Here is a 12854-nt window from a genome sequence, read left to right on the forward strand (position 1 = left end):
CATTACCCCAGTAATGTTTACAGCTGCCTCATGAGGGCAAGCTGTAAACGTGGGCTGGAGCCTGTTCGGGTACGTCAAGGCGGGAAAGAAGGGAGACAGTTTCGGGCGACATGGGGCTCGCCAGCAGTGCCACCAGGCAGTCTTCGATGTTCTTGATGAACAACTCGGTGTCCATCACCAAGGTCTTCTTATCACTCGCATCAAGCATGCGAGAGTGATCGGCAAGCCCATGGAGGAGCAATACTGCCGCCAAGTGCAGGCGCTGCTGGGCCACAGACTCCGGTAGGTCCTGGAGGACCCCGAGCAGCGCCCGCCTCAACCGATCCACCTGACCCAGATTGAGCGTGGAAGCGCGCAGGTTCTGTACGGAGAGCGTATGCACCGCCACCAGTTGGGCATCCAGTCGGATAAAGTCCTTCCCTCCGTTGGGATCGAACATCTTGTCGGCCACCGGATACATCAGCGCGCGGACCACGTCTCGCACCGAGGGGCTACCTCGCTTCTCCAGTTCATCGAGCAATGCGTTGCGCCGAGCGGCAATACCAGGTTCATGCTTGTCGAGGATGGCCTGCAGCAAGCCGTCCTTGCTGCCGAAGTGGTAATTCGTGGCGTTCTTGTTTCGCTGCCCGGCGGCTTTGTTGATGTCGCTTAACGACACCCCTTCGATACCGCGCTCGGCGAACAGCCGTTCGGCAATTGACACGAGCTTTGCTCGAGTGACGACGCTTTTCAGTGTCAAACGTTCGATTTTCCTGACTTGCTGGGTCATCACACCAATCTTTTGAGTCGACCAATGGTACGAAACGAATCGCAGTTTAACATCGGCCATAGGGTGGATCGTACAAGTAAACTCACCGACCGGCCGGTGCGCTTCGCAGGACGCAAAGTTACACGATCTGGCAGGTAGGCCCACCTCCTTTCAGACTATGGATCCGGGTGTTGCGCTCAATCGACGACGGCACTTATTCTCGACCATCTCCAACACTAATAAATATAAAAGGATTGTCCATGCAGAGCCTCAGCCTCGAGACGTTCAGCGAGTTCGTCGGCAATCTCTATCAAGGACCGCTGGAGAACATCCCCTGGACGACCTTCCTCAACCGGCTCAATGTGCATCTGCAAAGCAAGTTCGTCACCTTCATCCTGCGCCCGCCGAGTCAACACGACACTGGCCTGATGATCCACACCACGGGTTCCTCAGCCGAAATCACTGCCTCCTATAACCAACACTTTTTCACCCTCGACCCCTTTGTCGACCTGCCCAACCGCCAGGTCGTTACCCTGGCCGAATTCGTCTCCCACGACGATTGGCAAAACTCCGAGTTCTGCAAGAATTTCCTCGAACCGCAGGACGTGTTCCATATCCTCGGCGCCGACATCAACACTGCCGACGGCGCTCAGTGCCGCATCCGCATCAGCCGCGGTCGAGAAGACAGGGCGTTCAACAATGATGAAAAGGCCCTGTTGGCGCAGTTCATTCCGCACCTGGAACGTTCGATCGAGATCCATATGCGCTTGAACCGTATCGAAACCGAGCGCAACCTCTACGCTGGCGCGGTAGATCAGATGGCAGTTGGAACGATCATTCTCGACGAAGCCGGCAAAGTGCTGCGGACCAACCAGGTGGCCGACCGCCTGATCCAGGAAAAAGATGGTATCAAGCTGGTCAACGATGGCCTGCAGATCGGCACCGCGCGGGACACCCAAGAGTTCCGGCGTCTGGTGAAACAGTCGCTGCTCTCACAAAAAAGCAGTAACCCCTCGGTGGTCGAGGCCTTGCGCGTGCAACGGCCTTCGGGCCGCGCTGACCTGGGCATCATCGTGCGCTCGGTACCGTTGTCAGACTGGAGCGAAGGCAAGCAGTGCCCGGCAGTGGTGATCTTTATCAGCGACCCGGAACAGCAATCCAGTGCACCGCAAGAAATTGTCCGCGCCCTGTTCGACTTCACCCCAGCCGAAACCCAACTGGCCATGCTGCTGGCCAACGGCCTGACCCTGGACGAGGCCTCCGAAGAACTGGGCATCAGCCGCAACACCTCACGGGCACACCTGCGTTCGACTTTCTCCAAGACCGGGGTGACCCGCCAGACCATGTTGGTGCGGTTGATCCTGCGCAGTGTAGCGACCCTCGGTTAGGGTAAGCAGTAGCCGTGTTGGATGCAGTGTATTTCACTGAACTTCAGGCACAAAAAAAGACGTCCGTGGACGTCTTTAGATGATGAAGTGGTGGGCCGGGGTAATTTGAATCCGTTTAGTAAATTATTGATTTATAACATTAATACCTAATTTGATTTTTAGTTGGAATACCAATTGGAATACTGCACTCCAGTTGACCACCCGTTTGCATTCGATCTGACCAGCACGTTTCGTAACCATGATTGGCAGTGAACTAACCATAGCTGCCGGTTGCGACAGGCAGAAATCGGTCAGTAGCTGCCCCTCATCAGAGGCAACAAACGGCCAATAGCCGACGGCGGCGCCAGGTAAAACTCGACCCTGATTGAACAGTCGTGCATCTACGACATTGGGGGGGGGGAGACTCTATGTGATTGAGCTTGCTTGGCGACTACTCGTCCATTCAGCTACGAAGGCTATAGTCTGTGATCAGTCGAACGGTAGCAGGTACATTTTATGCCGCGTCTCAAGGATATTTACCCAACGACCACTCAACTGTGTGACGCGCCTTTGCTGGATTTGAGTGAAGCAGTTCTCCAAGTCTTGGGTAGCCAATTGCAGGGTTCTCAAAAAGCTGAGTGCGCCCATAACTTTCTTTCAAGCGTTCTGACCGACTACGACCGAAGCGAGCTCGCAGCATTGGCATGTTCAGAAGCATGGGGTTGGCTGTATAGCAACGGTTTTATTTGCCATCACCCGATTAGCGACAGCCCGTGGATGACCCTCTCACGCCTCGGGTGTAAACACTACGAGCAAAGCACGCCGTTGAAATCGTGGGTAGAGGATCGCCAACTCCCAGAGGAGTTGCTCCACCCGTCACTACGGTCTGCCGCACTAAATCTGTTCAAGCAAGAAATGTTTGATACTGCAGTTTTTGAGGCGTTCAAGACTCTCGAAGTCTCAATACGCAAAGCAGCACTTCTCAGCGATGAATGGATTGGCACCAAGCTCACTACGCATGCTTTTGCTCCAAAAATTGGTCCATTGACGGATAAAAAAGCCGAATCGGGCGAGCAGCAAGCATTGATGCAACTGATGTCAGGCGCAATCGGTAGTTATAAGAATCCTCAAAGCCATCGGCATGTAGGGCTTGAGGCGTCCGAGGCACGGGAGATGATCATTATGGCATCCCACTTGCTCGGCATCGTCGACAGCCGCCGTGCTTCATAGCGGCATATTCGTTCACGGCAACTACCTTTTTTGGGGGCAGTTAGCGGCCAGAAGCAGCTATTCGGCCACCGGGCTTCTGGACACATCACACCTTTCCTGCGGGCTTGCGAAAACTAGAAATATGTATCTCGACACTGATACCTGACGCTATGCTCAGAGCCTTCATACATGTTCTTTTCCGCAAAGGATCTACCCAATGGGAAAATTTTCATGGCCAGCCTATCCCTTGGCAGAGGCTGAGTTTGAACAGCTCATGGCCGCTACTGATAAAGCGTTAGCAACTGAAGGCTTGACGCCTTTTCAAAGGCCACTTCACGTTGGACGCTTATTCTGGGAAGCTTTCGGTTGGGGCGGTCGTATGACCCCGCCTGACGAGCTAGCTGACCTGCCTGGTTACCAAGGCGATATTCTGATGGCCAAGGCTCTTCGTTGGTACACACAAACTCTTGGTAACCGGTTGAAAACCTATTTCGAACTAGGATACGTACCGGCTCGTCTTGCACAGACCATTTGGCGAGTTCGGATAGCTGGCTGGTATGGCTCCGTGGAATTTTTCCTACATAGAAACTTGCAAAATAAAGGATCAAGCAAAGGGAGCCAATCAAGCTTACCAAGCATGAACATACTTACACTCGTCGAAGATTTACCACAAGGGTTGGTAGACCGACTTACTAACGGTGAACTAGAAGCTCATTTTATGTACCACATGTTCGCCGTAGAAAATATCCAGTGGCTGGATAATCTTCCCCGCACGAATATGCTTAGCGTTGCGAAAGGTGATTATGCAGGCTCCACTCAGGAACTCCTCGCACACCGTTATCCCCAATCCCGATGGGCAGCGCAGCAATGTGTCGAAAAAACATTGAAAGGTTTTTTGGAAATCGCCGGCATAGCTTATTCCAAGAGAGGAAAAGATGGTCACGATCTCAGCAAGCTGGCGAAGACTCTTCATGATGAACAAGGAATTTCGATAAATTCGCACCTGATCGATATGGCTCACTGCTCCACCGGCGCGAGATACCAGGATGAGCCATCCACGGAAGATCAGGCTTTCCAAGCCAACGTGGCCGCACTTCACATTTTCGACACACTGAGGAAAAGCCCAGAAATCGTTAGATTGCTGGAAAATCACTATACAAAAAATCCAATTTGTTAAGTTGCCTCACAATAACAAATGGAGCCGCAGGTATTTGCTGGTTTCAACGCCCGCTTCTCAATGATTTCCGCCTAGTCGCGACAGTCAGCTATGGGTCGTTTTCAGCCGGTCGCGACAGGCAGAAAACGGACAAGAGCGTACGTTCAACCAAGGACTATTTAAGGCAAGATGTCCCAACGGCAAGTCTCTCAGAAACAAATATCAATAATTTTAACCGCCAAATGAGATATACGAAATGGACCTCTCAGAATTTACATGTTCTATATTTCAGTTCGGCACCGAGACTTATCAAGCGTTCAATAATTTAAAAGACCCAATAATGGCTGCCGCGCAAGCAGCAATCCTGGACGAAAAGAGCGCGATCTGGGCAACATTAGTAACCGATATAATCACTATTGCCGCAGCCCTTGGGGCACTCGCACTTCCAATATCATTGAACGTCATCGAGACAACTAGAACGCGCTACAGAAGCCCCTCACTATTAAAAATAACCTCATCGCTTTCAGGGGTAGATGCCAAAAAGTTAAACCGACATCTATTTGTGGTTTTAGGGATTTCTCTCGCAGCCAAGTTTCTTATTTCAATTCGAGTGTTTGACTTGATCTCCTTGGCTCCATATTTGTGTGGGTTAACGGTCGGGTTCAGCATTGTAGTGGGTCAGGTATACCGACACCTCAAGTTCACTTACACTTTTATGTCCAACATAGAAGCAATTCATGAGCGCATTTATCGGAACATAAACAAATATGCCAATCACAGTTTTTTGCTATACGATGATGAGCGTGGGATATTTGCCAGGAGTCTGCTAAGAATAAACAGCCTGTTCTCTAGTCGAGTACAAATACAGGATAATATCGCTGCGCTTATGGAGCTGGAGTCATATCTGCTCTGCGCAGATCCGATCAGAACCAACTTAGATAGCCGAATCATAACTATTTCGTACAAAGCGCTCGACAACCTAGAAAGCCATGATGCAAATGAGTTCGCACGTCATTTGCTAGCTTCCCTTCCTTCTGTCTTAGCGACAGTTGAAGTCTCTAGAGAGGTAGATGTTTATCAATCCATCGCTGGCTTTTATTTGAATTTAGCCATGGCAGCAATTCTTGCCAAAGAAGAATACAGATCACAGATCGGGGTAATTGAAAGAATCGCGAGATTCAGAGAGGACAAGCTTCCTTCATACGGTCGTTTTTGTCGAAATGGCCGCTTATTTCTTAGCTTTGCTAACAAAATTACATCTGGCAATGAAGCCTATACATACCTTCAAGCACACTTTAAATTACTTATCGAAACATCCGCTCGCGAGCAGCCAGAAAATATCCCGGAGCTATTGAGAAATATTCGTCAAGTAATACAGTTCAAGAGCAACTACAACAAAGGCGCCTGGGACCTTCCTGAGAAGGTTGAGGAGTTGTGGGGGTACTCACCCATGGCAGAGTTTGATAAAGATGTTGGCGATACTTATGCTGGAAGATTAGCAACAGACGAGCTTGATAAAAAAATAGAGACGAAATACAAGCCCGAGATGCGAGCATATATTGAAGGAAAGATTACAGACAAGATAGTCGTCAAAGAAAAATTTGAAGCGATAGATGCGGCCTTAGAGGAGTGTTGGCACGGCATAGCACTAAATGGATTTTCTAGCGAAATAGAAACAGAAACCCTTCGGGTCCTATCTACTTTGTTATCCACGCACCCAGAGATATTCGTAGAATGTAGGGAGTTACGCAATCCAGCGGGATCGAAATCATTCAATGTGGGGCATTCACCAGTTCCAACCTCTTTGAGCGAGTGCGTCGCGGCATTTCTATCTGCGAAGAACTTCTCTGACTTTTATACAGTTCGCAATGATCTCCAAGAATATAAAATAGTAGACGCAATAGGGGCGCTTATAGTCTATGAACTTTGGAATACTTTTATATTGCGCGCAAGTGGTGCGACCATCAAACCTGAGATGTCTATACCAGCGATACCAAGTTGCCAACTTAGCGAATTAAAAGCTGCAGCGCAAAGGGTCTCCCTACTTAAAACATCACTTCTAAAAGCATTAGCCAATACTAGATTTATAGACCGATTAGGGATTTTAACGGAGCAATCGTTAACATTACAGGAATATGCTTGCGAATTTTGCGACCGACTGAGTGTGGTTCTCGCAGAAAATACGAGAACTCAGATTGCAAATCAAAAGCTGGATGCTGCATCTCTAGAAAGATTTAAGCGCGAAGTTACTGAGGCGATTGGATCGTCCGTAAAGAGATTTGATTTGTTCAAAAGACTCACATTAGATGAAGTATCACCAATAGTTTCAAACATTAGTCTCCCGCGCGAAGCTTTTCTTTCGGGGAACGATACCTATTACGTGTTCGACACATATGGCTTTAATCTGGCTCAAGAAGTTCACAACTGGCTAAATGCTCAAATACTATTCCGCAATCAACAGACTGAGAACTCAGAAATCACACTACCCACTCGCAAAGCTGAATGGATGATTTGCTCCTCTAACGCGCTGAAAAAATTTCAAGCAGCCGGATTTACAACCTCGGGCCGAAACATTACATGGCCTGACGGAAGGGGTAGTATGAAATTCATTGAAATCAATTGCGATGGCTGTGGGTATTACTTGGTTTTTTCTGGTGAGAGTCTGATTAAAGCTAGCTATGCTCATCAAGAAAATGAACTTCCAATAAGTATTAGCTTTACCGATAATGGTGAGTGTGTCGACTTTAAGATTGAATATTATGTTGGTGTTCGGCAATGAGGTGTAGTGCATCGCCCCATTTTATAGACATTCTCCAATGACTGCTTTTGGCCGATTCTGTTGAAAAAGTCGGTCCGCCCAAACTGCCTGCTCATTGGCTGGTGAAAACGCCTTTTTGCACGCGGCTACGTGAAATCCGAGTCCGGAAGCCTCTGCCAAAAGTAAAGATTTCAATCTCGGACGCGTACTTTTCCGATGCGCAAACCATGGCCGACTTTTTCAACAGAATCGGCCGTTTTCTGCCTGTCATCCAAGGTAGCAATCGATGGTGTATTCAATCTGTCGAGCTTCTGCTGCGCGTCATGTGTATGAGGGCCGATCGGCCGTTTCCCAAAAAAGGTCGCTCCTCAATGGCATAAGGCACAAACCCAAGCTTGGGGTAGAGCAGCAGGCCTGCCGTGTTTTCGTTGAAACAGGAAATCTGCACCTCCTTGGCTCCGTAACGCTCGAATGCCAAGCCGGTCATCGTCTCCACGATAAACGTGGCCACTCCTTCGCCCCGAGCGCTCGGCGAGACGATGACATTGCCGATACAGCAAACGCCATTGCGTTCAGCTCGATAGAAATTGGCAAACCCAACGACAGTCCCATTGATCTCCACGACGGTAGAGTCGAAGCGTTGGGAGATCGCGGCATGCAACTGCGTTTCCGTTAGCGGGAAGTGCGCCTTCGGAAACATGAAAAACAACTCTTGAGCATTCTGAGGAAAGCCGCAGATCATTTTTACGTCGTTAGCCTTCACTGGCCTGTGGTTCAGTTTCACTGCTGGTCTCTAAGTTCCATGAGTCAGTACTTTAGCGGCTAGCTCAGGGTGATGGAAAGCAATGGCATGTACGCAAATGGCTGATGGCTGCCCTTGGTGAGAGGCAGCTTGTGGCCGAAAGCGGAGACTTCGGCTGCAACATTTGGTGAAAGAACCGGAGTTCAGACGGGCACATTAATTGGATAGCCATTGCGCATCTGAATGTGAGGACTAACATCAGCTAAATGATTGGTGGCTGAATATGGGGATTTAAATGGACCTATTTCTCGCAGGTCTGAAGGAGATCGCCGGAGCTTCCTCACAGCTCACTACCTGGGCGCTGGCCATGCTCGGCGGCTCGGTAGCTGTCGTTATTGGATCGTCGCATTACAGCCCTGCTAACCGGAGGTGGCGTAGCTTCTACTTTTTCCTAGTTCCAGCCTGGATCTCCCTGCTGGTATCCGTTCGGGCGGGCAATGAGCTCTCGCGAAGCTACCTAGCTGCGTTGTTTACCAAGGGGGCTGCCCAAGATGAAGCGTTTAATCAGATTAATGCCTACTTTCAGGCCCAACTGGATTACCTGTTCTATGGGGTGATTGCGCTCGCACTTTGGCTCACAGCCTATCTTCTTTGGTGGGTGCTTTTTCGCGACGTTGACTGTGGAGAGGGCGACGCATGAAATCGAACCGGGTTGTTGGGATGCTGCTTTGGATGGTTGCTATGAACGTTTCTGCGGACGTCACCTGCAAGTGCGAGTCCTTTCCATTTTTGCCGTCGCCTCCTTGTCCAAAGGTCTGCAGAACCCTTCTATTCGAAAAGGCGGACATTGGCGCGCTTACAACAAGCCTTGAATTGTCGAACGACGAAGCCCAAGCAATTGAGCGATATCGCGTACGCTTTGGGTTTACCGATACACCTAATCAGCCGATTGATAGAAATGTGGAGCTTACGTCTGAAGAACTTGCCGATATCACGAAGGTAAAGCAGAAGGTCGTCGATCTCGATAGACAGCAGATTAAGCCACTGATCAAGACAATCAAACCGGCTGATCGAACGGTCCCCTACTCTGAGTGGGTAGAGCAAAGACAAGAGTTTGAGGTACCGATCGATCTTAAGAATGGTCTGAAATAGCCTAGTATTTTTGACTGACCACTTCTGGCCGCTTTTTGCCGTTGCCGCGTGTGCTTCGAGCAGGTTCATCAGCAAGAGGATATCCGCGCTGAGATAGATGACGGCGGACAAGTGTGCCTGGAAGGCTGCCTACTCACGATTCGAGCGATCCATCAGCAATTGCCGGCCGTTCCCTAATCGCTTCCAGATCAGCAGAGCGGTGAGTCGATAGTAATACCGGGTGGCGCCGGAATGGTCTTTCAGGTGCTGAGTGAGAAACCAGCGCACATGCTTGAGCTGCCAGGTCCAGGGATTGTCTCGCTGCCATCGCTGTTGAATGGCCGCTTGCATGATTCGGGCTTGCCGTAGGTGTCGTTGCTGCGTGACCTGCGAGCCGGTCAGTACGCCGCTCAGGAACAGCGCTATATCGAATGGTTTGGTCACTCTCGACCTCCAATGTAGGCCGAAACCACATCGATCCGGTTATGCCCGAGCTCTAGGCTGATTTGTTGGCGCGCCTATTGATCAAGGTCGCGGTCAATGCGATGGCAGTGGCCACCATTGACTGGTGCGGCGTGCCCCGTGAGCTGTTCGTAGCGCTCGCAGGCGTAGGCTGCTCGCAGTTCATGGAAACCCTTCAGCCCTTGTTCATGCAGCGTTTCTCGGGCGGGGAGCACGGTCTGTTGCAGAAACGCGGCGTAGCTTTCGTCGCGGGCCAGTAAGTTGCGGCTGCGGTGCGGCGATGCCTTACGAGCAAACTGCAGCGCCGCTTTCACCTCTTCATTTACCGCGACCCATCGCGGCGCTGATGCGCCTGAGCGGCCGCCCTTGGTGCCGTCCTGGATGTTGATGCGGCCTAAGTGTTCGGCTTCGCGGTGCAAGCGTGGCAGGTCGGCCAGGATCGCTTCGCGCAGGCGCATGCCGGTTGTTCGGGCCAACAGGACAATCGCGGCCACCCGCTCGTGGTGCTGTTCGCCAAGTGCCTCGAGTACTCGCCGCACCTGTTGGCGGTCTTGGCCATCCGGCGCGCGGGTGCGTACGCTCGAGCGCTGCAGTCCTAACGCCTGGCTCGGGCTGGCGATCCTCACGTCCTGATCACCGCGCAGCGCAGCGAGGGTGCGGTTGACGCTGCTCAGGCGGTTCTGCGCGGTCGCGATGCAGAGTTCACTTTGCTGGATCTGCTGGCGCAGACACGCGGCGTAGTCTTGCAGCGTCCGTCGATCGATCTGGCGCGCATCGTTGTAACCGGGGCCGTCCTCTGATCGACACCAACGCACGAACGCTTGCCAGCGATCACTATGCGCTTTGACCGTGGCGAAGTGGCCGCCGGCAAACAAATCCTTGAGCGCTTGTGGGCCGGCGTAGCTCAGTTGGCGGCCGTAGCCAAAGTTGCGACCCTCACGCCGACCGACCAGTGCCATCGTCATCACCGTTTTCGTTTGTTTGCAGAAAGCGCAGCAGGGCTTTCCAGTGGAGGCTGAGCCTGTCTACCTGCTGCCAGTGTGTTGGGCGGATCAGGAGGGTGTTCTCGTGGTGTTGCAGCAGTGCCCCTTCCTCACGCAGTTGCTCAACCAGCAGGACGAGGTAGGCAGGATCAAGTGGTGGTGTGGCGACAGCGGCGACAGTGGCGACAACCTGCGTCGTTTCTGGCCTGGCACGTGGCGACAGGGTGGCGACAGTGGCGGCGATACGCCGCGATGCTGGTTGCGATTGATGTTGCGCCTGGTAGCGGCGCACCGCGTCATTGAGGCGAAACATGGCGGACCTCGAAGGTTTTCCCGTCGTGGCTGCTCAACCAGCGATGAGTGATCAGCACGACCAATAAAGAGGCGGTATGGTCAGCGCTCTTGCGGGCAAAACGAGGGCCGTTGCGATTAACGTCGCGGATGGTGAAGTGGGTCCAGCCTTTCTGCATCAGCCAGCGCAGCAGCCGATCCGCTTCCTCGCGTCGGCTATTGACCGGTTCCTGTTCGGTCAGGCGCTGAATCTCGGCCAGGTAGTAATCCATCAGCGTGGAGGCGCGCTGGATGTGTCCTTCGTCCAACGCACTGGCCTCTTCAACCATGGCCAGCACTCCCGCGATACGCAGTACATTCGCCGCGGCCTTGCCCGCGACCGGCTGGATGCCGGCTAGCTCGCCGAATTCGCCAGACTGGCACTCGATGGTGTCGTGAATATCAATCCAGGCACAACGGGCACGGGCGGTCAGCTCGAGCGTGGCGGGATTGAGTGAGCCATCCTTGTGAAGCGACCAGGGCTTTTGCAGCAGGGCGGTGATCCGCTGTTGGTAGCCCTGGACTTTGGCATCTCGGGTCAGGTCGATTGCCTTGTAGAGTCGCTGGCCAGCCAGGCGCTCGGGCCAACTGATCAGGCAACGGCCGAGGATGCCTTGGCCATTGATCACCGGGTCTTTGAACAGTTGGTTGGCCAGGTAGGGCTGCAGCATCAGGTGCAGACTGAGGCGGCGGTCATAGGCGCGCAGGCTTTCTCCGGCCATGGAGCGTGCCCGGTCGATGGGGCTGCCATCCCACAGTGTCGACAAGGTGGTGATCGCCTTGAGTAGGTTCTCTTTACTCATGGTGCTGCTGCCCAAGAATTGGCCGCCTTCATCATTGAACAAGCCCATGCTGGGCAAGCCCTGGCACAGACTTTTGACCAGGGCCTCAATGGTGGGCTCGGCAATGATCAGTCTCGGTGGTACCGGCTCGGATAGCTCACCGCCTTCCGCCTCCGTGTGTTTCTTTGCGGTTTTGGGTTTGGCCATGATGTTGCTGGCTGCGCGATAGGCTTTGAGCTTTTCCCCATACAGGGTCCACTGCTGTCGTTCCCAGTCGCGCGCCGCCTTCAGTGCCAGCTGGTCCACCGCGCTTTTGCGATCACCCGAGGACGCCACCGTCAGTAGGTAGAGGGACAGCGGATAGGTTCGACCGTCGAGTTGGACATTGGCATGACCCTGGCTCACCAGGGCAGTAGTAGCCAGCACCGATTGCGCCGCCATGGCGCAGGGTACGCCGATCACCTCGGCTAGTCGTTCGACCGCAGGGCCCAACAGTTCCCCGAGTGCTTCGACCGGGTAGGGCAGTGGCGCCTGCTGGTATTCCAGCAATGGTTGTGGGGGCTCGAAAGCTTCGCACAGTTGCATCGAAATTCTCCTGAGATTATCGACTTCGTCCTCACTCATCCCGCCACGGTTGTTGAGTGTTTTCAGGGATCAAGGCCCTTGCTACCTGTGAGGTTTGTCCACTCACGCAGGACTGACGGCTCCTTACGGCCGGGAGCTTGGGCATCTCATGATCTGGCCTCCTGAACACTTCCGTAGAAGTGGGCGGGTGGAGGCTGCACTGGCTTACGAAGCCGGTGCCGCGAGATCCTGAGTCAGGTGAAGGCAGTGAGGTGATGACCGGGGCATGCCTGACTGTCAGTCAGGTGCAGTCCATTTCATGGGCTGCGGCACCATCATCGGCATCGCTGTGGCGAGTGAGCACTCGGTGTTTGTCACGCCGATTGTCACGAGGGGGAAAGCCGCAAAGGCCCGTGCGAGCAGGGCTGCAGCAATGTGATATGCGCCCGTCTCTTTAGGGGGCAAAGAGACGGGCAAAAGGTTGGCGCAAGAAATAGCCAAGCGGATAAGTTGCTGCAGAGCAGCCAGGAGGGGGCATGAGTTGCCGCAGTGGGCATTCTGGAGGAAGTGGCATCCATCACATCGCTGTGACCGTGCGAGCCGCCGGACGCTAATCGCACTT

Annotated in this window: 11 protein-coding genes and 1 pseudogene; 6 read left to right on the top strand and 6 right to left on the bottom strand. The window is 52.9% G+C overall.

Features of this window, described 5'->3' with window-relative positions:
* Positions 1-28: 28 nt before the first annotated feature.
* Positions 29-769: a TetR/AcrR family transcriptional regulator gene (locus tag AB4O40_RS21180; RefSeq protein WP_056728191.1), complete on the bottom strand. Its 741-nt coding sequence runs from the start codon at positions 767-769 to the stop codon at positions 29-31.
* A gap of 239 nt (positions 770-1008) precedes the next feature.
* On the opposite strand from AB4O40_RS21180, the gene AB4O40_RS21185 reads away from it, so the two are divergent.
* The 4 genes from AB4O40_RS21185 to AB4O40_RS21200 all read left to right on the top strand — a co-directional run bounded on the left by AB4O40_RS21185 (position 1009) and on the right by AB4O40_RS21200 (position 7259).
* A complete protein-coding gene (locus AB4O40_RS21185) occupies positions 1009-2136 on the top strand; it encodes a helix-turn-helix transcriptional regulator (protein ID WP_460053480.1) in 1128 nt (375 codons plus the stop codon).
* A 495-nt stretch (positions 2137-2631) separates the two neighbouring features.
* A complete protein-coding gene (locus AB4O40_RS21190; RefSeq protein ID WP_460053479.1) occupies positions 2632-3345 on the top strand; it encodes a TIGR02391 family protein in 714 nt (237 codons plus the stop codon).
* Between the two features lie 196 nt (positions 3346-3541).
* Complete coding sequence (locus AB4O40_RS21195) at positions 3542-4501, top strand: HEPN domain-containing protein (RefSeq protein WP_460053477.1); 960 nt, start codon at positions 3542-3544, stop codon at positions 4499-4501.
* A gap of 235 nt (positions 4502-4736) precedes the next feature.
* Complete coding sequence (locus tag AB4O40_RS21200; RefSeq protein ID WP_460053475.1) at positions 4737-7259, top strand: hypothetical protein; 2523 nt, start codon at positions 4737-4739, stop codon at positions 7257-7259.
* Positions 7260-7533: 274 nt separating this feature from the next.
* Here the strand turns inward: AB4O40_RS21200 and AB4O40_RS21205 are convergent, their stop codons facing one another.
* Complete coding sequence (locus tag AB4O40_RS21205; RefSeq protein ID WP_110657889.1) at positions 7534-8022, bottom strand: GNAT family N-acetyltransferase; 489 nt, start codon at positions 8020-8022, stop codon at positions 7534-7536.
* Between the two features lie 253 nt (positions 8023-8275).
* Between AB4O40_RS21205 and AB4O40_RS21210 the strand changes: the two genes are divergently transcribed.
* Positions 8276-8680, top strand: a complete 405-nt coding sequence (locus AB4O40_RS21210; protein ID WP_460053474.1) for a hypothetical protein — start codon at positions 8276-8278, stop codon at positions 8678-8680.
* Complete coding sequence (locus tag AB4O40_RS21215) at positions 8677-9132, top strand: hypothetical protein (RefSeq protein ID WP_460053473.1); 456 nt, start codon at positions 8677-8679, stop codon at positions 9130-9132. Before AB4O40_RS21210 ends, AB4O40_RS21215 begins: the two co-directional genes overlap by 4 nt.
* Positions 9133-9261: 129 nt before the next feature.
* Here AB4O40_RS21215 and AB4O40_RS21220 read toward each other — a convergent pair whose 3' ends face one another.
* From AB4O40_RS21220 to AB4O40_RS21235, 4 genes and pseudogenes are all read right to left on the bottom strand, one after another.
* The gene (locus AB4O40_RS21220; protein WP_122552632.1) at positions 9262-9555 is read right to left on the bottom strand and encodes a hypothetical protein; all 294 of its coding nucleotides are present in this window, start codon (positions 9553-9555) and stop codon (positions 9262-9264) included.
* Positions 9552-10532 (bottom strand): annotated as a pseudogene (locus tag AB4O40_RS21225) (integrase domain-containing protein). Before AB4O40_RS21225 ends, AB4O40_RS21220 begins: the two are co-directional and overlap by 4 nt.
* A complete protein-coding gene (locus AB4O40_RS21230; RefSeq protein WP_460053471.1) occupies positions 10510-10869 on the bottom strand; it encodes a hypothetical protein in 360 nt (119 codons plus the stop codon). The pseudogene AB4O40_RS21225 and the gene AB4O40_RS21230 overlap by 23 nt, the downstream one beginning before the upstream one ends.
* Entirely contained in the window at positions 10853-12253 is a 1401-nt protein-coding gene (locus AB4O40_RS21235) for a YfjI family protein (protein WP_460053470.1), read from the bottom strand. Before AB4O40_RS21235 ends, AB4O40_RS21230 begins: the two co-directional genes overlap by 17 nt.
* Positions 12254-12854: the final 601 nt, after the last annotated feature.

Source organism: Pseudomonas sp. S2_F07 (assembly GCF_054668325.1).

Coding starts and splice junctions, on each gene's coding strand:
- AB4O40_RS21200 (WP_460053475.1), top strand. CDS start 4,737: ATGGACCTCTCAGAATTTACATGTTCTATATTTCAGTTCGGCACCGAG.
- AB4O40_RS21235 (WP_460053470.1), bottom strand. CDS start 12,253: ATGCAACTGTGCGAAGCTTTCGAGCCCCCACAACCATTGCTGGAATAC.
- AB4O40_RS21210 (WP_460053474.1), top strand. CDS start 8,276: ATGGACCTATTTCTCGCAGGTCTGAAGGAGATCGCCGGAGCTTCCTCA.
- AB4O40_RS21190 (WP_460053479.1), top strand. CDS start 2,632: ATGCCGCGTCTCAAGGATATTTACCCAACGACCACTCAACTGTGTGAC.
- AB4O40_RS21215 (WP_460053473.1), top strand. CDS start 8,677: ATGAAATCGAACCGGGTTGTTGGGATGCTGCTTTGGATGGTTGCTATG.
- AB4O40_RS21195 (WP_460053477.1), top strand. CDS start 3,542: ATGGGAAAATTTTCATGGCCAGCCTATCCCTTGGCAGAGGCTGAGTTT.
- AB4O40_RS21230 (WP_460053471.1), bottom strand. CDS start 10,869: ATGTTTCGCCTCAATGACGCGGTGCGCCGCTACCAGGCGCAACATCAA.
- AB4O40_RS21180 (WP_056728191.1), bottom strand. CDS start 769: ATGACCCAGCAAGTCAGGAAAATCGAACGTTTGACACTGAAAAGCGTC.
- AB4O40_RS21185 (WP_460053480.1), top strand. CDS start 1,009: ATGCAGAGCCTCAGCCTCGAGACGTTCAGCGAGTTCGTCGGCAATCTC.